Below are 22,414 nucleotides of genomic sequence, written 5' to 3'. Positions count from 1 at the left end.
AGCGTTATTTTATCAGGTTCATCAGATAAGTGCCGTACCCGCTTTTTACCAGGGGTTTGGCCAGTTCTTCCAGCTGCGTTTTGTTCACGAAGCCTTTACGGTAGGCGATCTCCTCGATGCAGGCGATCTTGATGCCCTGCCGCTGTTCGATCACCTGGACGAACTGGGAGGCCTGCATCAGGGAATCGAAAGTACCGGTGTCCAGCCAGGCGGTGCCGCGCGGCAGGATGGATACTTTGAGCTTTCCCCTCCTGAGGTATTCCTTATTCACATCCGTGATCTCGTATTCCCCGCGGGGGCTGGGCTGCAGCGCGGCGGCAATATTCACCACTTCGTTGTCGTAAAAGTAGAGCCCGGGCACGGCGTAGCTCGATTTCGGCTTCTCCGGCTTTTCTTCGATGCTGACGGCCTTCATATCCTGGTCGAACTCCACCACGCCGTAGCGCTCAGGGTCGGATACCTGGTAGGCATATACGATCCCGCCCTCAGGCTGGGTATTGTTGGCCAGCTGCGTGCCGAGGCCCGCGCCGTAGAATATATTGTCTCCCAATACCAGGGCTACATTGTCGTTCCCGATAAAATCCCGGCCGATCACAAAGGCCTGGGCAAGCCCGTTGGGCGTTGCCTGTTCCGCATAGGAAAGCTCCAGGCCGTATTGGCGGCCATCCCCAAAAAGACGTTGAAAGGCAGGCAGGTCGTGCGGGGTGCTGATAATGAGTATTTCCCGGATACCGGCCAGCATGAGGGTGGAAAGGGGGTAATAGATCATCGGCTTATCATACACTGGCATGATCTGTTTGCTGATGGCATATGTGATGGGGTGCAGGCGGGTTCCGGAACCTCCTGCGAGTATAATTCCCTTCATGGATTTTCAAATATTTGGAGGCACAAAAATAGGTGGTCTGATCAATTTGCCATAAACAATTTGTGATTAACACAAAAAAAGCCGCCCCGGGTACTTTCCCGGGGCGGCTTCAGTTATTTCAAGACCACTCTTGGTTAGAGTATCAGGTTTACGACAAAAAACACGCCTGCTGCCAGCAAAGCGCTGATGGGAATGGTGAGTATCCAGGCCCAGAGCAGGTTTACGGTTACCCCCCAGCGTACGGCGGAGAGGCGTTTGGTGGCGCCCACGCCGATGATGGCGCCGGTGATGGTATGGGTGGTGCTCACGGGGATGCCGAAGCTTTCCGTGAGGTACAGGGTAACGGCGCCCGCGGTTTCGGCGCTTACGCCTTCCAGCGGCGTTACCTTGGTGATGCGGGTACCCATCGTTTTCACGATCTTCCAGCCGCCGCTGAGCGTACCCAGGCCGATGGCGGTGAAACAGGCAAATGGAACCCAATCCGGCACGTCCGTGATGTTTTTTACCCCCGGGATGCCGCCGTACGCCACCATGGCGGCCGCGATGATACCCATTACTTTCTGCGCGTCGTTGCCGCCGTGGCCCAGCGAAAAGGCCGCGGAAGACACGAGCTGCAGCCGTTTGAACCAGTTTTCAGCCCGGTAGGGATTGGCCCTTTTACAGATATTCACAATGATAACCGTGATAATAAAGGCCACCACCATGCCTATGAAGGGCGCAAGTACGATGAAATATACTGTGGGCAGTACTTTGGCGTAGTTGATCACTTCGAAGGAGCCGCCGGCGTTGGCTACGGCAGCGCCAATGAACCCGCCGATGAGGGTATGGGAGGAACTGGAAGGGATCCCGTACCACCAGGTAAGCAGGTTCCAGGCAATAGCGGCCACCAGCCCGGAGAAGATCACCTTCAGGGTGATGGCGTTCTCAAAAACGGATTTGGCGATGGTATTCCCCACCTTGAACTCCCCGTAAATGTATTTGGAAACGAAAAAGGCTGCAAAGTTGAAAAGGGCCGCCCACAGAACCGCCTGGAAGGGGGTGAGCACCTTGGTGGACACGATAGTGGCGATGGAATTGGCCGCATCGTGGAAACCATTGATATAATCAAAAATGAAAGCCAGTATGATGATTACTACTAGAAAAGCCATGGGTATAAGTTTGCGGCTACGCGTATTTGATGATGATGGTTTCTATCACGTTGGCGGAATCTTCGCACTTGTCTGTTGCGATTTCCAGCGCCTGATAGATCTCGCGCATCTTGATCAGCTCCACGGCGTTGCTTTCCTGCTCGAACAGGTCGGCAATGGCGCGGTCGTAGATATCATCCGCATGGTTCTCAAGGCTGTTGATCTTTACACAGGCATCGGTGATGACCCTCATATTGCTCATGGTACGCATTTCAGGAATGGCGCGGGCCAGTTCCTTAACGCCCTGGTTGATAAGGTCCGCCAGCTTACGGATGCTGTCGTTCATCTCGTTCACCTTGTAAATATCGATACGTTTGGCCGAGCCGTGGATGTAATCCGCCACATCATCCAGCGTGGAAGCCAGGTAGTGGATATCCTCCCGGTCGAAAGGGGTAATGAAGTTCTGGCCCAATTCTACGAAAATTCGATGGGTATAGTCATCGTTCTTGTGCTCCAACCGCTCGATCAGGTGCACTTTATCCTTTCTTACGGACAAGTCCTTCGTTTCCACCAGCTCAACAAGCACCTGGCCCATTTCTACCAGGTTAGCCGCCACGTCTTCAAAAAGTGAATAGAACACCCTGTCTTTCGGCATGAACAGTTTAACAATAGAATTAAAGCCTCCCATATTAGTTTGTTGTTAGTTGAAAAATTTGCCGCAAAATTAGCTTTTCTGTAAGTATAGGAGCGAAGAAATTTTGAGAATTAATGTTTTGGTAACACTGGATTAATATAAAAGTAATATAGCATTTTTTCCTTTGCAATAAGAAAAAGGAGATCCCGGTACCTCAGACATATATTTAACAAACTCTATATTAAATAGTTTGATCAAACCCCGGGTTTCTCCGAATAACCGAAAAATGTCAGACAAACGCCCATTAGATATAGTTGTCATCTCCGACGTACACCTCGGGATCTACGGCTGCCACGCAAAGGAACTCGTCCAGTACCTGGACTCCATTGATCCCCGCATCCTTGTGCTCAACGGGGATATCATCGATATCTGGCAATTCAGCAAGCGTTATTTCCCGAAATCCCATACCAAAGTGATCCGCCGCATCCTCAAAATGATCGGAAAAGGCACCGAGGTGTATTATCTCACGGGCAACCACGACGAAGCCCTGCGCAAATACGCCGGTTTCGGCCTCAGCAATTTTGTGATAGACAACAAGCTGATCCTGGACGTGGACGGTAAAAAACACTGGTTCTTCCATGGAGACGTGTACGACGTGACCATGAAAAACTCTAAATGGCTCGCCAAGCTCGGCGGAAAGGGGTACGATATCCTCATTATCCTCAACCGACTGGTGAACCACCTGCTGGAAAAAATGGGCCGGGAAAAGATGTCTTTTTCCAAAAAAGTGAAAGAAGGCGTGAAGCAGGCCGTGAAATTCATTTCGGATTTTGAGCAGACGGTGGCGGAGATCGCGGCAGACAAGCAGTTTGATGTAGTATGCTGCGGCCATATCCACCAGCCGGAGATCAAACAGATGAATTACAACGGCAAAGCCATCACCTACCTGAATTCCGGCGACTGGGTGGAAAGCCTTACCTCCCTCGAATATCACCAGGGCGAATGGAAACTTTACCAGCACGCCGAAAAGAAAGCCCATCTGCCGGAGGAAGAAGAGGAGGTCAGCCTGCCCGAATGGGCCGCGGTTGCTAAAGTGGTTACTTTCCCTGCCACCTGACCGTACAATTAAGAACCAGGGAATTACATCTAAAATTAACCTTGCGGTAATATTTAATTAACCTTGCTAACGTAAGTTTGAGAAACCAGCTAGAATATTGATGAAGACGCTCAAGTTACATCCATTAATGACGATATCCTTATTACAGATGCAGATACAACGGTTGCTTCATTGCAACGCGGCCGTGTATATCCACCATTCCCTGGCCAATGCATTTGATACCCTCCGCGAAGCGGGGCTGGAAGAGGACGTCATGGTGGAACACCCTATCGATGAAACCCTCAGCCTCCGGGAATTTGAAGAAGAACTGGAAGAAAAGTTCCATTTCACCCTTGAGCTGTGTAACCAGGACTCGAAACCATTCATGAATAAAAGCCTGCGGCTGTTCCAGATCACGCCTTGCAGCGGAAACGGGGCAGACCGGGCGCTCGACATATCCATCGAGCAACTCAGCAGGCAAAGTAAAGCCAGTTGAAAACCCTTTTGATTGAATACTTTCAAGGCCGGTTCACCGGCCCGTCCTACACACCTATACCTTAACTTGCTGCATTCCTGCTTCCCGGGAGACTTAACGATTTTTTAATCATTTCTTAACAATTAACATTCTGGTAATATTGGCTTAACATAGGCGTAATAACCTGACGGTAGTTTTGCGGCATAAATCAACATAGATCGTGAAACAAAGCATTATCGTTGTACAATTAATCGGGATTTTATTACTGGGATGTTTCAACGTCCAGGCACAAAACAACACCGGGAAGGTCTCCGGTAAACTGACTGACAAAAAAACGGGCGAGCTGCTGATCGGCGTTACAGTGCTGGTGCAGAATACCTCCAAAGGCGCCGTGACAGACGTGGAAGGCCGTTACATCCTCCAGCTGGAGCCCGGCACTTATACCCTTGATTTTAAATACATGGGTTACCAGACCAAATCCATTTCAGAAGTAGTGGTGAAGAACGGCCAGGTGACAACCCTGGATATTGCGCTGGATGAACCTAAATCGAAAGACCTGCAGGAAGTGGTGATCCGCGGCTCCTATAAACAGGAAACCATCAACGCGCTGTATGTTGCGCAGAAAAATAACCCCAGCATTTCCAGCGGTATTTCCGGCGAAAGCATCCGCCGCTCCCCGGACCGCAATACCAGCGAAGTGCTGAAGCGCGTGAGCGGGGCGAGCATCCAGGATAATAAATATATCATCGTGCGCGGCCTCAGCGACCGTTACAATACCGCTACCATCAACAACGCCATCCTGCCCAGCACCGAGCCTGACAGGAAAACGTTCTCCTTCGATATCATTCCTTCCAACCTCATCGATAATATAGTGATCAACAAAACCGCATCGCCCGAAATGCCCGGTGAATTCGCCGGCGGCCTGGTGCAGGTTTACACGAAAGACATTCCCACTGAGAACTATATTTCCGTAAGCCTTGGATACGGCTATAATTCACAAAGCACATTTAAGGATACAAAAGGCATGCAGCGCGGTAAGAATGACTGGCTGGGCTTCGACGACGGCCTGCGCGAGATGCCCGGATCATTCCCTTCTTCCCGCAGCAAATATGCTGTGATGCCGCTGGACAAACAACTGAGCCTTACCAGGGACTTTAAGAATAGTTTCGCTACGGAAAACTTCGGCGCCGCCCTGCCTTCACAGAGCTACCAGCTTACATGGGGCAACCGCATCCGGCTGAAAAAAGACGGTTCATTCGGCAGCATCATCAGTCTCACATACCGTAATGCAGAAAATATTCAGCCTGGCAGCCGCTTTGACTACGACTATACCAAAGCCGCCAGCTACCGCTTCTCTGATGACATTTATAAATATAATACCAGCATCGGCGCCATCGCCAACTTCACTTATGTGAAAGGTAATAACAAGATATCCTTCAAAAATATCTTCAACCGTATACTGGACAACAACTTCACAGACCGTTCCGGCGTAAACTATGACAGTAACTCCGACCTGCTGGTAACCAGCCAGGAACTGGTCATGAAAACCCTGCTGAACTCCCAGCTGGAAGGCAGCCATAAGCTGAACAAACTGGACTGGAAACTGGACTGGAACCTGAACTATTCACTGATAGACCGCAACCAGCCGGATATGAAGATATTGTCTTACCGTAAAGACATTGGCAGCGCTGAAGCCTACGAGGCGCAGGTGCCTTTCGGTTCTGCTTCAAGGCAGGCTTCCCGCTTTTATTCTCTCCTGACGGAAGACAACATCGGCGGCACTGCTTCCCTGACTGTTCCTTTCAATATTTCAGATGTAAAGCAGAGTGTGAAGATCGGAGGCCAGAAGCTATTCCGGCAGCGTGATTTCAAAGCCAGGGTGCTGGGCTACATCTGGTCTGCCTACACAGGTTACAACGAATCCCTGAAATATCTTGCCCCGGGCCAGATATTTGCTGACGAAAATATTGTGAACAATGGTTTCGTGATGAACGAGATCACCAACAACTCCGACAAATACTCCGCTGAATCTGACCTGATGGCAGGTTATGTACAGTTCGACAACAAGATCGGCGACAAATGGAGGATCGTTTGGGGCGGCAGGGGAGAATCTTATTACCAGTACATTAAAACGGCGGATGCAACCGGCAAGTCCATTAAAAGGGATATTACCTATTTTGATTTCCTGCCTTCCGCGAACATCTCTTATGCATTGAACGAAAAGTCTAACCTGCGTTTGTCTGGTTCCAGGACGGTGAGCCGCCCGGAGCTGCGCGAGTTGAGCAATTTCGTTTACTACGACTTCGTTACCTACAGCACCGTTCAGGGTAACCCGGACCTGAAGCGCGCGAACATTACGAACCTCGACTTCCGCTATGAGCTTTATCCCGGCGTGGGCGAAGCCATTACCGGTTCTGTGTTCTACAAACAATTCAAAGATGCGATCGAGCAATATGTGGATCCGGGATCGACCCCGAACAGGCGCCAGCTGTTGTTCAGGAACGCTCCTTCCGCTTCCGCCCTCGGCTTTGAAGTGGAACTGAGGAAAAAATTGGACTTTATCAGCTCCGAGCCTTTCTTTGACCGCATGACGGCATTCACCAACTTCTCTTATATCCATTCAACGGTAGACCTGCAAGGGTATACATCAGATGGTAATGCCCGTGCCCTCCAGGGCCAGAGCCCTTACCTGATCAATGCGGGGCTGCAATATGCCGCTGAAGAGAATGACTTTGTGGTTGGCGTGCTGTATAACAGGATCGGTGCCCGCATCTATCTCGTAGGCTTTGAAGACTACCCGGATATTTACGAGAACGGCCGCAACATCCTCGATTTCCAGATATCCAAAAGAGTGATCAGGAAAAAAGGAGAACTGCGCCTGAATGTAAGCGACATCCTGAACAATGAGGCGATCTTCTACCAGAACCCGGTTGGCGCTGACAAGAAAAGCTACAAGAAGAACAGCGATGACCAGGTGATCAGCTCATTCAAATATGGCACCAACGTGTCGCTCACATTCACTTATCAATTCGGATTAGGAAAGAAGAAATAAACATATAACAACAGGTGCCTTAACAATTTCGTAACGCTATGTTAAAGTACCTGTAACATTCAACAAACACCTTTGCGGAGCATATTCACCGAAAATTTAAAACTGAGTACTAATGAAACTTGCAAAATTTCTTGCCTTTACATTTGGCGCAGCTGTTTTTTTGTCTGCCTGCCGGAATAACGACACTGACGGCGACGACGATCTGGACCCGATTCTGCCTGAAACACTTGTCGGTGATATTACAACCAGCAAAACACTGACCAATGACAGGGTATGGATTTTAAAAGGCCAGGTGAAAGTTAAAAATGGCGCGACCCTTACTGTTCAAGAGGGTACTGTGGTTAAAAGCGACGTTACAGAAAAAGGTTCCCTGATCATTACACGTGGTTGCAAGCTGATGGCTATCGGTACTGCGGATAAACCCATCGTATTTACCTCCGGTAAAGCTCCCGGCACCCGCGGTCCTGGCGATTGGGGCGGTATCGTACTGCTTGGCAGCGCGCCGACCAATAAGACCAATCCCCAGATCGAAGGTGGTATTGGCGAACAATACGGTGGTACTGACGCGGCAGATAATTCAGGCACACTGAAGTATGTGCGTATTGAATACGCTGGTATTGCCGCTTTCCAGAACTCAGAAATCAACTCCCTCACCCTCGGCGGTGTAGGCAGCGGTACTACTATTGATTATGTAATGACAGCTTATGCCAACGACGATGCTTTCGAAATCTTCGGCGGCACTGTAAACCCCCGCCACCTGGTTGCTTATGCGACTGCTGATGACGATTTCGACTTCGATTTCGGATACACTGGTACCGTACAATACGCTGTATCACTGCGCGATCCTAAGTTCGTAGACCCGGGAGACGCTGGTAACGGTATTGAGTGCGATAACGACGGTCAGTCTTCCAACCAGACACCGTTCACCCGCCCCGTGATCTCCAACATGACCATCGTAGGTCCCAACGGCGCTGCCGGTACTGCCAGCAACCACAACTATGGCAACCGCTGGAGAAGAGCTACCAATTTCGTGTTCCTGAACTCCATCATCCTGGGTACCCAGAAAGGCGGTACCGCGTTCGAATCCAAGCCTACTTATGATTACTTCCTGGCTAACGCTGCTACAGCATATTCTAACAACATTATTTTTACAGTTGCTACCGCCAAGACCGCATGGACGGATTCTTCGACTGCCCGCCTGTATACAACCGGCTATCCTAACCCGATGACCTCTGCACAGAGGGACGCTATGATCGCTGAGGCTTCTGCTCCGCTCCTTACCAAGCTGACTGATGCAGGCAATACAGTTGCTGCTTCCGCTGACTTTGTTGGTCTTACGGATCCTTTCAACCTGGCTAACCCGAATTTCCTGCCCAAAACAGGTTCTCCTGCGCTGAGCGGTACGTTCAAATCCTTTGCCGGCATCGATAATGTTACTTACCGTGGTGCCTTTGGTTCTACCAACTGGCTCACCGGCTGGACCAACTTCGATCCCCAGAACAAAGTTTACTAGTCATTTCATCTGTCGATCATAATTAACGCGGCGCCCCGACGAAAGTCGGGGCGTTTTTTATTAATGATTCCATAATACGGAGGCTTATAAACGTAGAATGAAAATGGATATATTTAGTTTGTATTAACCGTAGCTTAAGACCGATTCCACTGTTTTTCCTAAACCTTTATAAATTGTTTACCCATGCAAAAATCCCACATTCTCGCCGCCGCACGACTGGCGGTGGTTGCAGCCCTACTGACTATTGTTTCCTGTAAAAAAGACCAGGCACCCACGGAAACCGCTATGTCCGCGGACCAAGAAACCGTATCGCCCGAAGTGATGCGTTACCTTCATGAAGCAGGTTTCGACACAACCATCAAAGTAGCTGCGCAGAACGGACGTTTTATCGTTGAAGGAGATATCGCTCTCAAACAAAGTATCGTATTCGAAGACCTCCGAAGGAGAAAAGCCGGTGGCACGGAAAACCAACGCCACAGTTATCAAAGCCTCATTTCAGGTGATGCGAATTGCAACATCAACGTGGTGGTAACTGGTAATCTCCGTACCAATGCTGCATGGATGCAGAGCATCAGGTGGGGCATTTCGCAATGGAATGTGCTCTTGAATTGCAGGATCAATTTTATCCTCGACGAATCCAGAACACCGGATGGTGTTTGGGAAGATCTTGTCATCACGGATGGAGACCTCAGCAGCGTAGGGGCTTTTGGAATGGGCGATTGGCCGGCCTTTGGCGCTGTTGGCGACCTGCTCCAGATCGATATGAACGCCGTTGCAAATGCAGGTTCGACTTGGGGGGAATATTCCGGCAAACGCACTTTCCTCATCATGCACGAATTAGGACATAATCTCGGCCTGAGACATGCGGACATTGCGAACCCGGACAATGCGATACCAGGCACGCCTGTTTTAGACCCCAATTCCGTTATGAACAGCGGCGGAAATAATATCGAATTCGACCACTTTTCAGAATATGACAGGATTGCTGCGTCTTATTTGTACCCTGTTACAGGGAATTCCGTACTGACCAATGCTATTTACGGACCCTCGGTAGTGCCTTACGGAGCGCCGTTTTATCAACATTTCGCCGCCGCCATATACGGCGATAATTTTTACACATGGACTCTGCTCGATGCCAATCAGCAGCATCTTCATACCTTTTTTGAAGAAGAACAAGACGGCCGGGTGCTTACATGGAGTCTTACGGTTAATGCAAATCCGCTTCCCGTGGGGCAATATTATCTCCGATGCACGGTAACAGGTGCTGATTATACAGCATCTCCTGCCTTATTCCCTTTCACGATTCAATAGTAATAAAGTGAGGTTAAACAAAAACGCCCGGTTTACGGGCGTTTTTGTTTAAAGGCGGCATTTCCTATTTTTGCGCGGTATGACAAACATGAAGACTACCGCCAGGAAGATAATATTGATCGGAATTTTAATGTTTAGTTCCTTCGCGTCCAAGGCACAATTCCTGATGGACATGATCGACACGACCACCAGCCTGGGCAAGGGAATGATCTCCATGTACATGCGTTACGACGCCCTGCGGATCAGCGGCTATATGCAGCCGCAGTTCCAGTATGCGTCGGGCAAAGGCATTGAAAGCTACGCCGGCGGTAACTTTACCGGTGCGAGCAACAACCGCTTCATGCTCCGCCGGGGCCGCGTGCGCTTTGATTATGCTCACTACAATAAAAGAAACCTCCCCACCGTACAATTCGTTTTCCAGTTCGATGGCACCGAGCGGGGTGTGAACATCCGAGATTTCTGGGGCCGTATATTCGACGGCCGCTGGGACATTGCTGCGCTTACCATGGGTATGTTCGCCCGGCCTTTCGGCTACGAGGTGAACCTCTCCTCGGGCGACCGTGAAGCGCCCGAACGCGGTCGTATGTCGCAGATACTGATGAGAAGCGAGCGCGATATGGGAGGCATGCTCACGTTTGAACCGAGAGACAGGGCGCACCCGCTGCATTCGCTGAAAGTAGACGTAGGCCTGTTCAACGGCCAGGGCCTCTCCGGCCCCGCGGACTTCGACAGCCATAAAGACCTCATCGCGCGGGTGGCCATGAAACCCACGCGTATCAACCGGCAGGGCTGGCTGCTGTCCGTCGGCGCCAGCGTGCTCTACGGCGGCATGGAACAGTTCACGAAAGAAATTTACAACATGGGTACGGCCACCAACGGGCATCCCGATTTTAAGGTGGACTCCGCGGTGACCAATATCGGGAAAATAGCCCCGCGCCATTACTACGGCGCAGACGGGCAGCTGGTGATCCCCAACCAGCAGGGCGCTACCCAGCTGAGAGCGGAATATATCCGCGGCGTACAGACGGCAACGTTGGGAGACAGTGAAACGCCCGGCGTTATTCCCGTGAGACCCGCGGGTTTTGCGCCGCTCTACATCCGCAATTTCGACGGGGCATACTTCACCTTCCTGCAGCACCTGGGCAGCAAAAAACACCAGCTGGTGCTGAAATATGACTGGTACGATCCTAATACGGACGTAAAAGGCCGCCAGATAGCAGAACCCCTCACCACACACCTTTCTCCTACCGATATCCGTTACGATACCTTTGGCTTCGGATACGTGTATTACCTCAATGAAAATATGAAAGCCACCTTCTGGTTCGACCGTGTGTGGAATGAATCCACGGGCATAGAAGGGTTTGAGGATGATATCGCGGATAACGTGTTCACCGCAAGGCTGCAATACCGCTTCTGATCATTACTGCTCCCTGAAAAAGTTTACACCGTTGACCAGGATATGGCGGTAGGATTTTTTCTTTATCAGCAGATAATTTTTCTTGTTGGACCTGTCCGCGGAAAGTTCGAAGTTGATCACATCGTTGCCGGTGGTGGCGAATGTTTTATAACTGCCGGTTTCCCCGATATCACCGAGATATAATCGCGAATAAGTGCTGTCTGCCTTGAAGGCCCAGCGGTCCGCGCCCATGCCGTTCGCATCCTGCATTACATCTGCGGTGATCACCCACCGGCCTGCGAGGGAATAATTTACGCCCATGGCTTTTTCTTCCGGGGATTCATAAGGTTTGTAGAGTACTTCTTCCACTACAACTACTTTTTCTTTTGTGCAGCCGCCAACCAACAGCCCGGCCGCGAGCAGCAATAAATAGCTATGTTTCATAAACCGGGTTTAATATTCAACAGGGTAATAATCGCCGTATTCGCGAATGGCAAGATGGCCTTCCTCCACGATCGTTACCTGCAAAGTGCGTGTGCCGCCATCGTTGGACTTCAACAGTAGTACAACCGAGTCGGGCTTATTGGTAAGGGAAACAGTGTAAGCGCCGCTTTCATTTACCGGGCCCATGCCGCCATACAGGGTATAACTCATATCCCGGCGGAAGTTGATGGTGTGAAGCACATACCCGGGCAAAGTCTGGATCAGCGATCCGTCCTGCTTCCAGTTGCCGTAAATGCGGGTCTCGGGGCTGGGAGGGTTGTTCTTTTTGTCTTTCTTACACCCGGCAGCAAAAATGCCGGTGATCAATAATAACAAATAAGCATGTTTCATACAGGTGATTTGATAGGGGGATAAAAGTTTTTAATCACCTGTAAAACGGGTGTTAATTTTGAAAGGTTACAAATCCAATGTTAAGTTTTAAGATCAGCTGTCCCTGCCCAGTTCCAGGGTGAAACCGAAGGTGGAGCCCACTTCTATTTTGCTGCGCACGTTGATGGTCTGGTCGTGCGCTTCCACGATATGTTTTACAATGGCGAGGCCCAGCCCGGTGCCGCCAATATCCCTGCTGCGCGCACGGTCTGTACGGTAAAAACGTTCAAACACACGCGGGAGGTGCTCTTCAGCCATACCGATGCCGGTATCGGAAATTTCCACCAGCACGCGTTTGCCATCCATATTGTAAATGCTGGCGATGGTCTGCCCGTCCTGCTTGCCGTATTTCACGGAGTTTTCGATGAGGTTGATCAGCACCTGGCGGATCTTTTCCTTGTCCGCATACACATGCACAGGTGCTTCGCAGCCTTTTTTGATGCTGAATTTTATTTCCTTCTGCTTGGCCTTGATGCTGAGGGTGTCGAACACATCCTTCACGAGGTCCTGTATCACGAACACCTCTTTGTTGATGGTCATTTCGCCGCTTTCCAGCTTGGATATCTCGTCCAGGTCGTCTATCAGCCGGCAAAGGCGGTCGATGTTCTTGGTGGCGTTCTTGAGGAACATCTTGTTGACGGAAGGGTCTTCTATGGCGCCGTCCAGCAAGGTATGGATGTAGCCCTGCACGGCGAAAATGGGCGTTTTTAACTCATGCGAAAGGTTCAGCAGGAACTCTTTGCGGAAGGCTTCGTTGCGTCGCAGGTTGTCCAGCTCTTCCTTTTTCTGGGAAGCCCATTTTTCCACGTCCTCGCTCACTTCGTCGATCGTTTTGAGAGGAAGGATGTTTTTATTGAAGAAGTCCTCGCGTTTGGAGGCTTTCGTCTGGTAAATGAACTTGTAGATAAGCTTGATCTTGCGGTAGATGAAGTTCTGCAGGGTATAGAGGTACAGGTAATACGCCACCAGGAAGGTGAGGCCTAATGCGATGAGGGTTTCCCTGAGCGTGGCGCCTATAAGAAGGCAACCGGTGGCCATGATGGCGGAAAGCACCAGCGCTGTAAAGCCCGCCAGCTTCTGCGGCGAAAGGTTTTTTGCTTTGAACATACTCCAGAGTGAGTAATTTTTGTAATAATGGGAAATTAAGCCAATTTTTTTACTTGCCATAATTCACGGAGCCAGGGTCACGCACAGGGCATGCTGCGGGGAGAGGAATACAGGATATACGGAGCGGGTTACAGTTCGAATTTATAGCCTACGCCTTTTACGGTGGTGATCAGGTCCACGCCCAGTTTCTGGCGGATCTTGCGGATGTGCACGTCGATGGTACGGTCGCCCACGATCACTTCGGTGCCCCAAACCTGGTTGAGGATCTCGTTGCGGAGGAATACGCGGCCGGGTTTGGAAGCCAGGAGCTGGAGGAGTTCAAATTCTTTTTTCGCGAGGATGATCTCCACGCCTTTATAGGTAACAGTGAATTTTTCGCGGTCTATCACCAGGTCGCCCAGGTGCATCTGCTGCTCTTCCACTTTGTTGAGCCTGCGGAACAGCGCGTTGATGCGGCTTACGAGCAATTTGGGCTTAATGGGCTTTGCAATGTAATCGTCCGCCCCCATGTTCAATCCTTCTATCTCGCTCTTCTCATCGTTCAGCGCCGTGAGGAACAGCACCATGGTTTCCTTGAATTCAGGCAGCTTCCTGATCTCGCGGCAGGTATCGATGCCGTTCTTGTTGGGCATCATGATATCCAGCATAATGAGGTCGGGGCGGAATATCTTGGCTTTCTGGATCGCTTCTATCCCATCTTTGGCCGTAACGGTCTCGTATCCGGCGCTCTTCAGGTTATAGCTGATGATTTCGAGAATATCGGTTTCATCGTCCACTACCAGGATTTTTCCAACTGCAACTGAAGGTTCCATCAACATAATTTGGTTTTTAAGACGGCACAAAATTAATCAGCATTATTCCCATTCATGAAAAGATAACATTATGTAATTGTTAATTCAGGCCCTCCGTCCACATGTAAAGATACTGATTCCCCGCGCTCCCCATTCACGCCTGATATTATTGATTTTTCGCATTATTGATTATTGATATGGGTTTGGCTGAATTATTATTTAGCAATATTTGGTAGTAAATTTGCAGTATTCGAGAAGGCGTAATCATCTAATATGAGAAAAACATTACTAATCATAGCGTTAGGCATTACTTACAGTGGATTAACCTATGGTCAGAAAGTACAGATCCCCATCAGCCGGCAGGGCTTTCATGACAATATCGACAAAGAGCAGACTGCGGCTGACAAATTTGACAGCAAGCAGGATAGTTTCGTGAAGGTTTCAGACGACGAGAGCATGAGCCTCCAGGTTACCAATGCCCTCCTCAAACAGGTGGACGATATCCAGAACGAAATAGAGCTGGATACCGCGCTGGATCACCGTTTGAAGGTAAAATACCTTTCAGGCCTGCAGCAGACCCTCAAAGATTACAATACCAAAAGAGCTTTCAAAAGAATAGACGCGGAAGAAGCGCCCGCCATGGTGCAGGCTTACCGCGCCATGATGCATGCGGACATCAAAGGGGCCAGCATTTATCCCATTGCCCGCAAGCTCAGCTTCGAAGCAGGGGAGCGGATGATCGAGCCGTTCAAGGAAAATCCCGGCTACCAGGAGTCCCGCGCGGAAATGTTCTCCAAATACGCTTTTAAGAACCTGGAGGATATCATGCCCAAACTGGGGCCCTACCTGGACTACCCGGTCACCGATTCCATCATAGCCGCAGTGGCGAAGCAGTACCCGAATAAAGTGCTCACCTACGCCACGTCGTACACGCCCACCGCCTCCGCCATCCGCCGCAACCAGGACCCCCTGGTGCAGCAGATCGTGCAGATAGGCCGCTCGCCCCAGAGCACCAAGCTGATGCCTTTCATAGACCAGTTGCTGGACGGCTCCGCCTCCCTCAGCGAGCTGGAATCGGCCGTGAGCGACGACGATAACTACTTCCGCCAGATGGTGAAAGCATCCATCGCCCTGCAGAAGCGGAAAGCCAACGGGGAGAATCCCCTCGGCCTTAAATCCATGCAGGAGAACATGCACGCCAAATCGCTCCGGTACATCCGCGAGATCAACGATCTGCACGACGAAGGGCATGCCGTGCGTTTCCGCATCGTGAAGGACTTTACGCCGGAAGAACTGTATTACCTGATCATCAACGGGCAGGAAGAGCTGTATACTTCCAGCTATACCAATGCCGCTAAAAACGGCCTCTACGACCAGATGATGCTGCGCATGAAACCCTCCAGGGGCGACAGCCTGCTGATGCTCGTGAGCTTCGACCGTTTCAAGAAATTCATTGCCATGGCCGCGGGCTTTAATACGCTGGACCACTTCCTGAAGTCGATGGACCCCGAGAATGCCAACTACCTGATGGTGAAATTCGTGCGCAGCCTGGAAAAAACGGCTGACCTGGAAGACGCCGTGGACGTGGCCAATTCCTTCGGCTCCATCCGCGACCCCAAGCTGCTGGACTTCCTGCGCACCGAAGTACGCAAGAATCTCGTGTTCGTGACCGGTAAAAAGGATAAGCGCGGCATGACCATCTACGAACTGCTCAACAGCATTTTCACAGAAGAAGGCCAGGGTACCGACAGCAGCTGGGCCAGCGAGATGAGCGCCAAGCTGAAGCTTCCCCCCATCAACTACGTGGAGTTCAAAGACCTGCCCAGCGACAGCGGCCGCATTTACCAGCAGGTGTTTTTCTATGGGGATGAAGACGGGATCAGCTCCTATGCCAGCTTTATGGGCAACTTCCCGCGCAGCGAGTGGAGCGTGAGCAAAAATACGCACTGGACCACCATCAGCTCGCTCAAAGGCAAGCCCACTACCATTTTCGCTAATAACCCGCTGAAAGAACCGGAGGACAAGACCGCGATCGAAAAGCTGGCCGAATACCTGGATGAAAAAGACATTCACCCGACGATATTTATCCACCGCGGCCACAGCTACCACGTGAACACCACGCTGGATAACCTGCAAAGCACCGCCCGCATCGTGATACTCGGCAGCTGCGGCGGCTACCACAACCTGGCCACCGTGCTGGAGAAAGCGCCTGAAGCGCATATCATTTCCTCCAAACAGGTAGGCACCCGCTGGGTGAACGAACCCATCATCCGCAGCCTGGAAGACCTGATACGCGCCGGGAAGAATGTGGACTGGGTGAATATGTGGGCCGGCCTTGGCAAGAAATTCGCGGCGGAACCGGCCAACAAACCGCTGTTCGACGACTACGTGCCGCCGCACAAGAACCTGGGCGCCATCTTCATTAAAGCCTACCGCCAGGTGATGAAAGACGAAAACTGATCTTCATAAAGATTTTAAAAAAGGGAGCAGCCGCTCCCTTTTTGCATTTTGGGATTATCCATTTACTTTTACTGAATGAACAACGGAAAGGCCAAACGTGTATTTGATTTCAGCCTGCTGAACCGGGTATTCTCCTTTGCAGCGCCTTACAAGCGCTATTTTTACGTCTCCATGTTCCTCACAGTGTTGCTGGCGCTGCTCAGCCCGGTACGCCCGTACCTGATACAGCTCACCGTAGATAAATACATTACGAACCAGTGGGTACAGATGCTGGTGATCGTGACCATCATACAGGTGGTAATGCTGTTGCTGGAAACCCTGGTCCGTTTTTTCTTTTCATACATCACAAACTGGCTGGGGCAGTCTGTGATCAAGGATCTTCGCGTGGCTGTGTACCGCAAGGTAACCAGGCTGAACCTTTCCTTTTTCGACAAAACACCCATAGGCACCCTTACCACCCGCACCATCAACGACATTGAGGCTATTAACGATATTTTTTCCGAAGGCATCATTTCCATCGTGGCCGATGTGCTGATGATACTGGCCATCCTGGGCGTGATGTTCTTCGAAGACTGGCGGCTTACGCTCATCAGCCTTTCCCCTTTCCCTGTGCTGATACTGGCCACGTACTGGTTCAAGGAGGCGGTGAACAAGTCTTTCCACCGCGTGCGCAACGCAGTGGCTGCTTTGAATGCCTTTGTGCAGGAGCACATCACCGGTATGCTGGTGGTGCAGGCGTTTTCAGCGGAGAACCGGGAGTTCGGCAAATTCAGGGTGATCAATAAAGACCACCGCAAAGCCAATATAGACGCCATTTTCGCTTACTCCGTGTTTTTCCCCGTGGTGGAGATCATCCTGGCTATTTCGCTGGGGCTGATGGTATGGTGGGGCGCCAATAAGGTGCTGAACTACGAAGTGACGCAGGGCGTTATGATCGCGTTTATCATGTACCTGAATATGCTGTTCCGCCCGCTGCGCATCCTGGCGGATAAGTTCAATACCCTGCAAATGGGCATGGTGGCCAGCGAGCGCGTGTTTAAGGTGCTGGACAGCGAGGAATATATGCCGGATAAGGGTACGCATTCCGCCGCCGGCATGAAAGGGGAGATCAAATTCGAGAACGTGTGGTTCGCCTATACAGACGAGCGTTACGTGCTGAAAGATATTTCCTTCCACGCACAGCCGGGGCAGACCGTTGCGCTGGTGGGGCATACCGGTTCAGGAAAAACCACCATCATCAGCATCCTGAACAGGCTGTACGAGATACAGAAAGGCCGCATTTCCATCGACGGGGTGCCGCTGGCAGATTATAAACTTTCCGAACTGAGAAGCCGGATAGGCGTGGTGCTGCAGGATGTGTTCCTGTTCTCCGGTTCCATTTACGACAATATCACCCTGCGCAACCCGGCCATCAGCCGCGAGCAGGTGGAACATGCCGCGAAGCTGATCGGCATGCATGACTTTATATTGCAGCTGCCCGGCGGGTACGATTACCCGGTGATGGAACGTGGCAGCACCCTGTCTCTGGGGCAACGCCAGCTGATCTCCTTTATCCGCGCGCTGCTGTACGATCCTGCGGTGCTGATACTGGACGAAGCTACTTCTTCCGTTGATACGGAATCCGAACAACTGATCCAGCATGCGATCGACAAGCTGATAGCCGGGCGCACCGCGATCGTGATCGCGCACAGGCTCAGCACGATCAGCAAGGCGGACCAGATCATTGTGCTGGACAAAGGGGAGATCAAAGAAATGGGGAACCATGAAGAGCTGTTGCGGATGGAAGGGTATTACCATAAGCTGTACACGATGCAGTTCCAGAAGACCCAGAGCCCCGCCTGACCGATTTTTGTTTTCCTGCCAGGATAGTTATATTTGACCCGTTAAATCATCCCTATAACCTTACACCAGATGAAATCTGTACTGCAATCCGTCCTCCTGGCCGTGTTATTCCTCGTTCGCCCGCTTACCGGCATTGCCGGGGATTACGAAAAAGCGTGGGAAGCCCTTCTCCGGAACGACAAAACAAAGGCCCGTGAGCTATTTCAAAAAGCCATCCGCAACAATGACAATAAGAACAGCGCCCTGGCGACCCTCATACTTTTTGAGTCCAACGAGGGATTTCACGAGCAGCTGATCAGCAAATACAACAACCCGGCCCGGCAGTTCAGCCCGCAGGAAGCTTACTGGTACGCCCTTTGGTTCAACGAAGGCGTATTAAGCGAATACGGCAAGAAAAAAGCAGATAATCTCTCCAACCTGGACCATATGCTTACCGCTCCCGGGTTTAACGGTTCAATGAAAGCGGCTGGCGCCTACACCAAAGGCAACCATTATTACAGCTCCATGGAACTGGAAAAGTCGAAGGAAATGTTCGCGAGCTTGCAGGCGCTGGAAGACTGGCAGTTTGCCGGCCCCTTTGATAACATCAATGGCAGCGGCTTTAATAAGAACTACGGTCCTTTAACGCAGCTGGAACCCGGTAAAGGGTTCATTTCCTACAACAATACCGCTATCGATTGGTTTACGCCCAGCCTTACCAACCGCCAGGGCTGGTTGTTTGTCGGAACGGTTTTTCCCACCACGGCCGCCATCGGGTACACGCAGACCTTTGTGCATGCAGACGCTGAAAAAGATGCATTGCTTTGCCTGGGCGGCGGCGGCGCCTTCAGGGTATGGCTGAACGATAAGGAATTGATCTCCGAACCGGATGAAAAGACCACAGAGCTTGACTTCTACAAAGTGAAATGCCACCTCAACAAGGGTTACAACCGCGTATTGGTACAGATCGGGTACACAACCGAAACCAGCAACCCGAATTTTATCGTGCGCCTGACAGACGAGCGTTATGAGCCGCTGAAAGGCATTACCTCCACCAGCAAGCTGCAGCCCTATACCAGGGACCTGTCCGCTTCCCGGCCGGTTCCCGTTACCCATTTTGCAGAAGCGTATTTTCGCAGGCAGATCGAAAAAAATCCGAAGGATCTGGCTAATTATGTGATGCTGAGCTATGTATACGTGCGCAACGAGGAAAACGACAAAGCAAAAGCTATACTGGCGCCGCTTGTTGAAAAATACCCGCAAAGCAGCTTCATACAGCTGCAGTATTACCGCACATTGTCTTCAAAGCGCCATCACACGGAGATGACCGAAAAGCTGGAGACCGTTAAAACAATGGATCCGGATAATTACTGGATGATGAACCTGGAAGTGACCCGGCTTGAAGAAGAAAAAAAATACCAGGAAGCCCTGGATGTGGTCTATAAAATGATCGCGAAAGCCGGCCCTGCAGAAGCCACCACCTTGCAGCGGATCAACAATATCGGCCGGCTTGAGAAGCTGGATAGTATGGTACTGCTGCTGAAAGAAGCATACGCCGCCTATCCTGAGAATGTTTCCTTAGTAGCTATGATGCATTACCTGGAAACCAACCTGAACCGCAATCCCTCAGCTGGTCTGGCCGTACTGGAAAAATATTGTGCCCGCGCCTTCAACTATGAAATGCTGAAGAAACTGGCCAGTGAATATTTTAAGCAGAATATGCCGGAAAAAGGCGAAAAGGTCCTTCGCAAGATACTGGAGTACGTGCCTTACGACAGCAACCCGTATGAAGAGCTGGCTGCTTACTTCTTCGGCCGCCAGCAATACGATTCGGCGATTGTATACCAGAATAAGCTGCACAGCTTTACCCCGTATTATCACAAAGCGCTGGGAGATATCGGCTACAGCTACCTGCAGCAGAACAATAAAGATAAAGCCCTGGAATATTTCAAAAAGGCGCTGGCCCTGCATGGTGGCATGTATGCATACCGTAAGCAGATCCGCAGCCTCGAAGGAAAAAAGGATATCTTCAGCTACTTCCCGGAAGCGGACGTCTATAACCGCATCCAGGCTGCTTTTAAAAAGCCTGAGGACACTACCCACTCACACTATTACATCTTCGACGAAAAGAACGTGGTGCTTTATCCTGACGGCGCGAGTGAAAAAGAAGTGCTTACCGCCGTACACCTGCGCAACAACAGCGGCATTGAAAGCTGGAAAGAGCTTACGCTGCCCTATAACAGCGTATACGAAACCATTACCATCGTAAAGGCGGAAGTGATAAAAGCGAACGGCAACAAAGTACCCGGCGAGATCTATGACAACCAGGTTGTTTTCACCAAGCTGGAACCAGGGGATGCCATCTTCTACCATTACCGCATGAGCAGCTACGGCATCGGCCGGTTGGGCAGGGAATTCTGGGATAAATTCTATTTCTCCGCTTCTGTTCCCACCAAATCAGCCCGGTACAGCATCCTGGCGGCTGAGCAGGTTCCCCTGCGATACGATTTTTCCAACAAAAAAGATATCAGGCCGGCCATCAGCAAGCAGGAGGACTTTAAGCTCTACACCTGGGAAATGAAGAATGTACCGGCTTTCAAGCATGAGTCCTTTATGCCTTCTGTGGACGATTTCGGGGATGTGCTGCATCTTAGCACGGTGAAGTCATGGGATATGATAGCCGAATGGTACAGCGATATCACGAGGATGCAATCCCGCGAGGAATATGACGTGAACGTAGCATTCGCGAAGATTTTCCCCGGGGGAACAAGCGGGCTGTCCGACATGGAGAAAGCGAAAAAGATATATGAATTCATTGAAGAGAACATAGGGTACAGTTCCGTGCCTTTCAGGCAGGGTGCATATGTTCCGCAGCGCGCGGCAAAAACGCTGGCCACCCGGCTGGGTGATTGTAAAGACATGTCGGCCCTGTTTCTGGCCTTTGCCCACAAAGCGGGGCTGGAGGCCAATATGGTGCTGGTAAGCACCCGCAACAACGGTGTGAAGGGCATCACCCTGCCTTCCATGGAATTTAACCATTGCATTGTGCAATACAAGGCCGGCAACCAGCACCGCTACCTGGAACTGACGGACCGCTACCTGCCTTTCGGCGCCCTGCCGCAAAGCGTGCAGCTGGCACAGATGCTGCCTATTCCTTACCAGTACAAAGGCACTGCTGAAAAATTAACTTCAGTGGATGCAACGGCCGGCGGCAATGGCAGCACCATTATCCGGAAGGTTCATGTAAAAGTGAACAAGGCGGATGTGGAAGTGAAAACGCGCAGCGCCGTAACCGGCAACCTGGCTTCGCTGCAACGGGGCCGGTTCCGCAATGGCACGCCGGATGAGAATAAAGAAGGCATACGGTCTGATATAGCCAGCTTTTATAAGAACCATGTGGAACTGAAAGACTTCAGCTTCCGCAACCTGGACAACCTGACGGATACCGTGGCGCAGGAAGTGAATTATGTGGTGAAGAACGAGATCGTGAACGTGGGCGACTTCAGCATGCTGCGCCCTTCATTCCACGAGGCGGTGGCCACGCAAGGCATTTTTACCGATGAGGAACGGAAATATCCTTTCGTGTACTGGTCTTATGAGAACACCGAAAAATATGTAACCGAAGTGGAGATCGAACTGCCGGAAGGCAAGGTGTTCAACCAGGTGCCCTCCGGTTTTAAAGGGAAATATGACTGGATGGATTATACCCTCAGCTACGAACAGGTGGCCGGCAACAAATTAAAGATCAGGCGCGAGTTCGTGACCGATCCCAATAAAGACGTGACGCCGGAGGTGTTTGCAGGGATGAAGGATTTTTTTAATAAGATCATTGAGAACGAGCAGAAGTATATATCGTTCAAATAGCCGGTAATTAGTAAAAGGAGAGAGGCCTG

At 50.9% G+C, this 22,414-nt stretch carries 16 protein-coding genes; 9 read left to right on the top strand and 7 right to left on the bottom strand.

All coding sequences use genetic code 11. The features are described 5' to 3' along the window. Positions 1–4: 4 nt before the first annotated feature. The 3 genes from rfbA to ACTJIK_RS00450 form a co-directional block, all read right to left on the bottom strand. Positions 5–865, bottom strand: coding sequence for a glucose-1-phosphate thymidylyltransferase RfbA (rfbA, locus tag ACTJIK_RS00460; RefSeq protein ID WP_440644277.1), 861 nt, complete (start codon positions 863–865; stop codon positions 5–7). Positions 866–999: 134 nt separating this feature from the next. Then, the gene (locus ACTJIK_RS00455; protein WP_440644276.1) at positions 1,000–2,013 is read right to left on the bottom strand and encodes an anion permease; all 1,014 of its coding nucleotides are present in this window, start codon (positions 2,011–2,013) and stop codon (positions 1,000–1,002) included. Positions 2,014–2,029: 16 nt separating this feature from the next. Then, complete coding sequence (locus tag ACTJIK_RS00450) at positions 2,030–2,647, bottom strand: DUF47 domain-containing protein (RefSeq protein WP_440644275.1); 618 nt, start codon at positions 2,645–2,647, stop codon at positions 2,030–2,032. A 265-nt stretch (positions 2,648–2,912) separates the two neighbouring features. Between ACTJIK_RS00450 and ACTJIK_RS00445 the strand changes: the two genes are divergently transcribed. The 6 genes from ACTJIK_RS00445 (at position 2,913) to ACTJIK_RS00420 (ending at position 11,490) form a co-directional block, all read left to right on the top strand. Continuing rightward, positions 2,913–3,743 (top strand): UDP-2,3-diacylglucosamine diphosphatase, encoded by an 831-nt coding sequence (locus tag ACTJIK_RS00445; protein ID WP_440644274.1) that lies wholly within the window; start codon positions 2,913–2,915, stop codon positions 3,741–3,743. A gap of 127 nt (positions 3,744–3,870) precedes the next feature. Then, on the top strand, positions 3,871–4,218 hold the full coding sequence (locus ACTJIK_RS00440; RefSeq protein ID WP_440644273.1) for a hypothetical protein: 348 nt from the start codon (positions 3,871–3,873) through the stop codon (positions 4,216–4,218). 199 nt (positions 4,219–4,417) lie between these two features. After that, positions 4,418–7,249, top strand: a complete 2,832-nt coding sequence (locus ACTJIK_RS00435; protein ID WP_440644272.1) for a TonB-dependent receptor domain-containing protein — start codon at positions 4,418–4,420, stop codon at positions 7,247–7,249. Between the two features lie 112 nt (positions 7,250–7,361). Next, positions 7,362–8,762, top strand: coding sequence for a hypothetical protein (locus tag ACTJIK_RS00430; protein WP_440644271.1), 1,401 nt, complete (start codon positions 7,362–7,364; stop codon positions 8,760–8,762). A 183-nt stretch (positions 8,763–8,945) separates the two neighbouring features. Next, positions 8,946–10,073 carry a M57 family metalloprotease gene (locus ACTJIK_RS00425; protein WP_440644270.1) on the top strand — a complete coding sequence of 376 codons (1,128 nt, stop codon included), beginning with the start codon at positions 8,946–8,948 and terminating at the stop codon, positions 10,071–10,073. A 130-nt stretch (positions 10,074–10,203) separates the two neighbouring features. Continuing rightward, positions 10,204–11,490 (top strand): porin, encoded by a 1,287-nt coding sequence (locus ACTJIK_RS00420; RefSeq protein ID WP_440644269.1) that lies wholly within the window; start codon positions 10,204–10,206, stop codon positions 11,488–11,490. A gap of 3 nt (positions 11,491–11,493) precedes the next feature. Here ACTJIK_RS00420 and ACTJIK_RS00415 read toward each other — a convergent pair whose 3' ends face one another. From ACTJIK_RS00415 to ACTJIK_RS00400, 4 genes are all read right to left on the bottom strand, one after another. Beyond that, positions 11,494–11,913 (bottom strand): hypothetical protein, encoded by a 420-nt coding sequence (locus tag ACTJIK_RS00415; protein ID WP_440644268.1) that lies wholly within the window; start codon positions 11,911–11,913, stop codon positions 11,494–11,496. 9 nt (positions 11,914–11,922) lie between these two features. Continuing rightward, a complete protein-coding gene (locus tag ACTJIK_RS00410; RefSeq protein WP_440644267.1) occupies positions 11,923–12,303 on the bottom strand; it encodes a hypothetical protein in 381 nt (126 codons plus the stop codon). 93 nt (positions 12,304–12,396) lie between these two features. Next, entirely contained in the window at positions 12,397–13,449 is a 1,053-nt protein-coding gene (locus tag ACTJIK_RS00405; RefSeq protein ID WP_440644266.1) for a sensor histidine kinase, read from the bottom strand. Between the two features lie 128 nt (positions 13,450–13,577). Then, the gene (locus ACTJIK_RS00400) at positions 13,578–14,261 is read right to left on the bottom strand and encodes a response regulator transcription factor (protein WP_440644265.1); all 684 of its coding nucleotides are present in this window, start codon (positions 14,259–14,261) and stop codon (positions 13,578–13,580) included. A 252-nt stretch (positions 14,262–14,513) separates the two neighbouring features. Between ACTJIK_RS00400 and ACTJIK_RS00395 the strand changes: the two genes are divergently transcribed. From ACTJIK_RS00395 to ACTJIK_RS00385, 3 genes are all read left to right on the top strand, one after another. Next, complete coding sequence (locus ACTJIK_RS00395) at positions 14,514–16,700, top strand: hypothetical protein (protein ID WP_440644264.1); 2,187 nt, start codon at positions 14,514–14,516, stop codon at positions 16,698–16,700. A gap of 75 nt (positions 16,701–16,775) precedes the next feature. Then, entirely contained in the window at positions 16,776–18,542 is a 1,767-nt protein-coding gene (locus ACTJIK_RS00390) for an ABC transporter ATP-binding protein (protein ID WP_440644263.1), read from the top strand. Between the two features lie 69 nt (positions 18,543–18,611). Further along, positions 18,612–22,385 carry a DUF3857 domain-containing protein gene (locus ACTJIK_RS00385; RefSeq protein ID WP_440644262.1) on the top strand — a complete coding sequence of 1,258 codons (3,774 nt, stop codon included), beginning with the start codon at positions 18,612–18,614 and terminating at the stop codon, positions 22,383–22,385. Positions 22,386–22,414 lie beyond the last annotated feature (29 nt).

The organism is Chitinophaga sp. 22620 (genome assembly GCF_052044405.1).
Classification (GTDB): domain Bacteria; phylum Bacteroidota; class Bacteroidia; order Chitinophagales; family Chitinophagaceae; genus Chitinophaga.
This window is presented reverse-complemented; position numbering and strand designations above follow the sequence as displayed.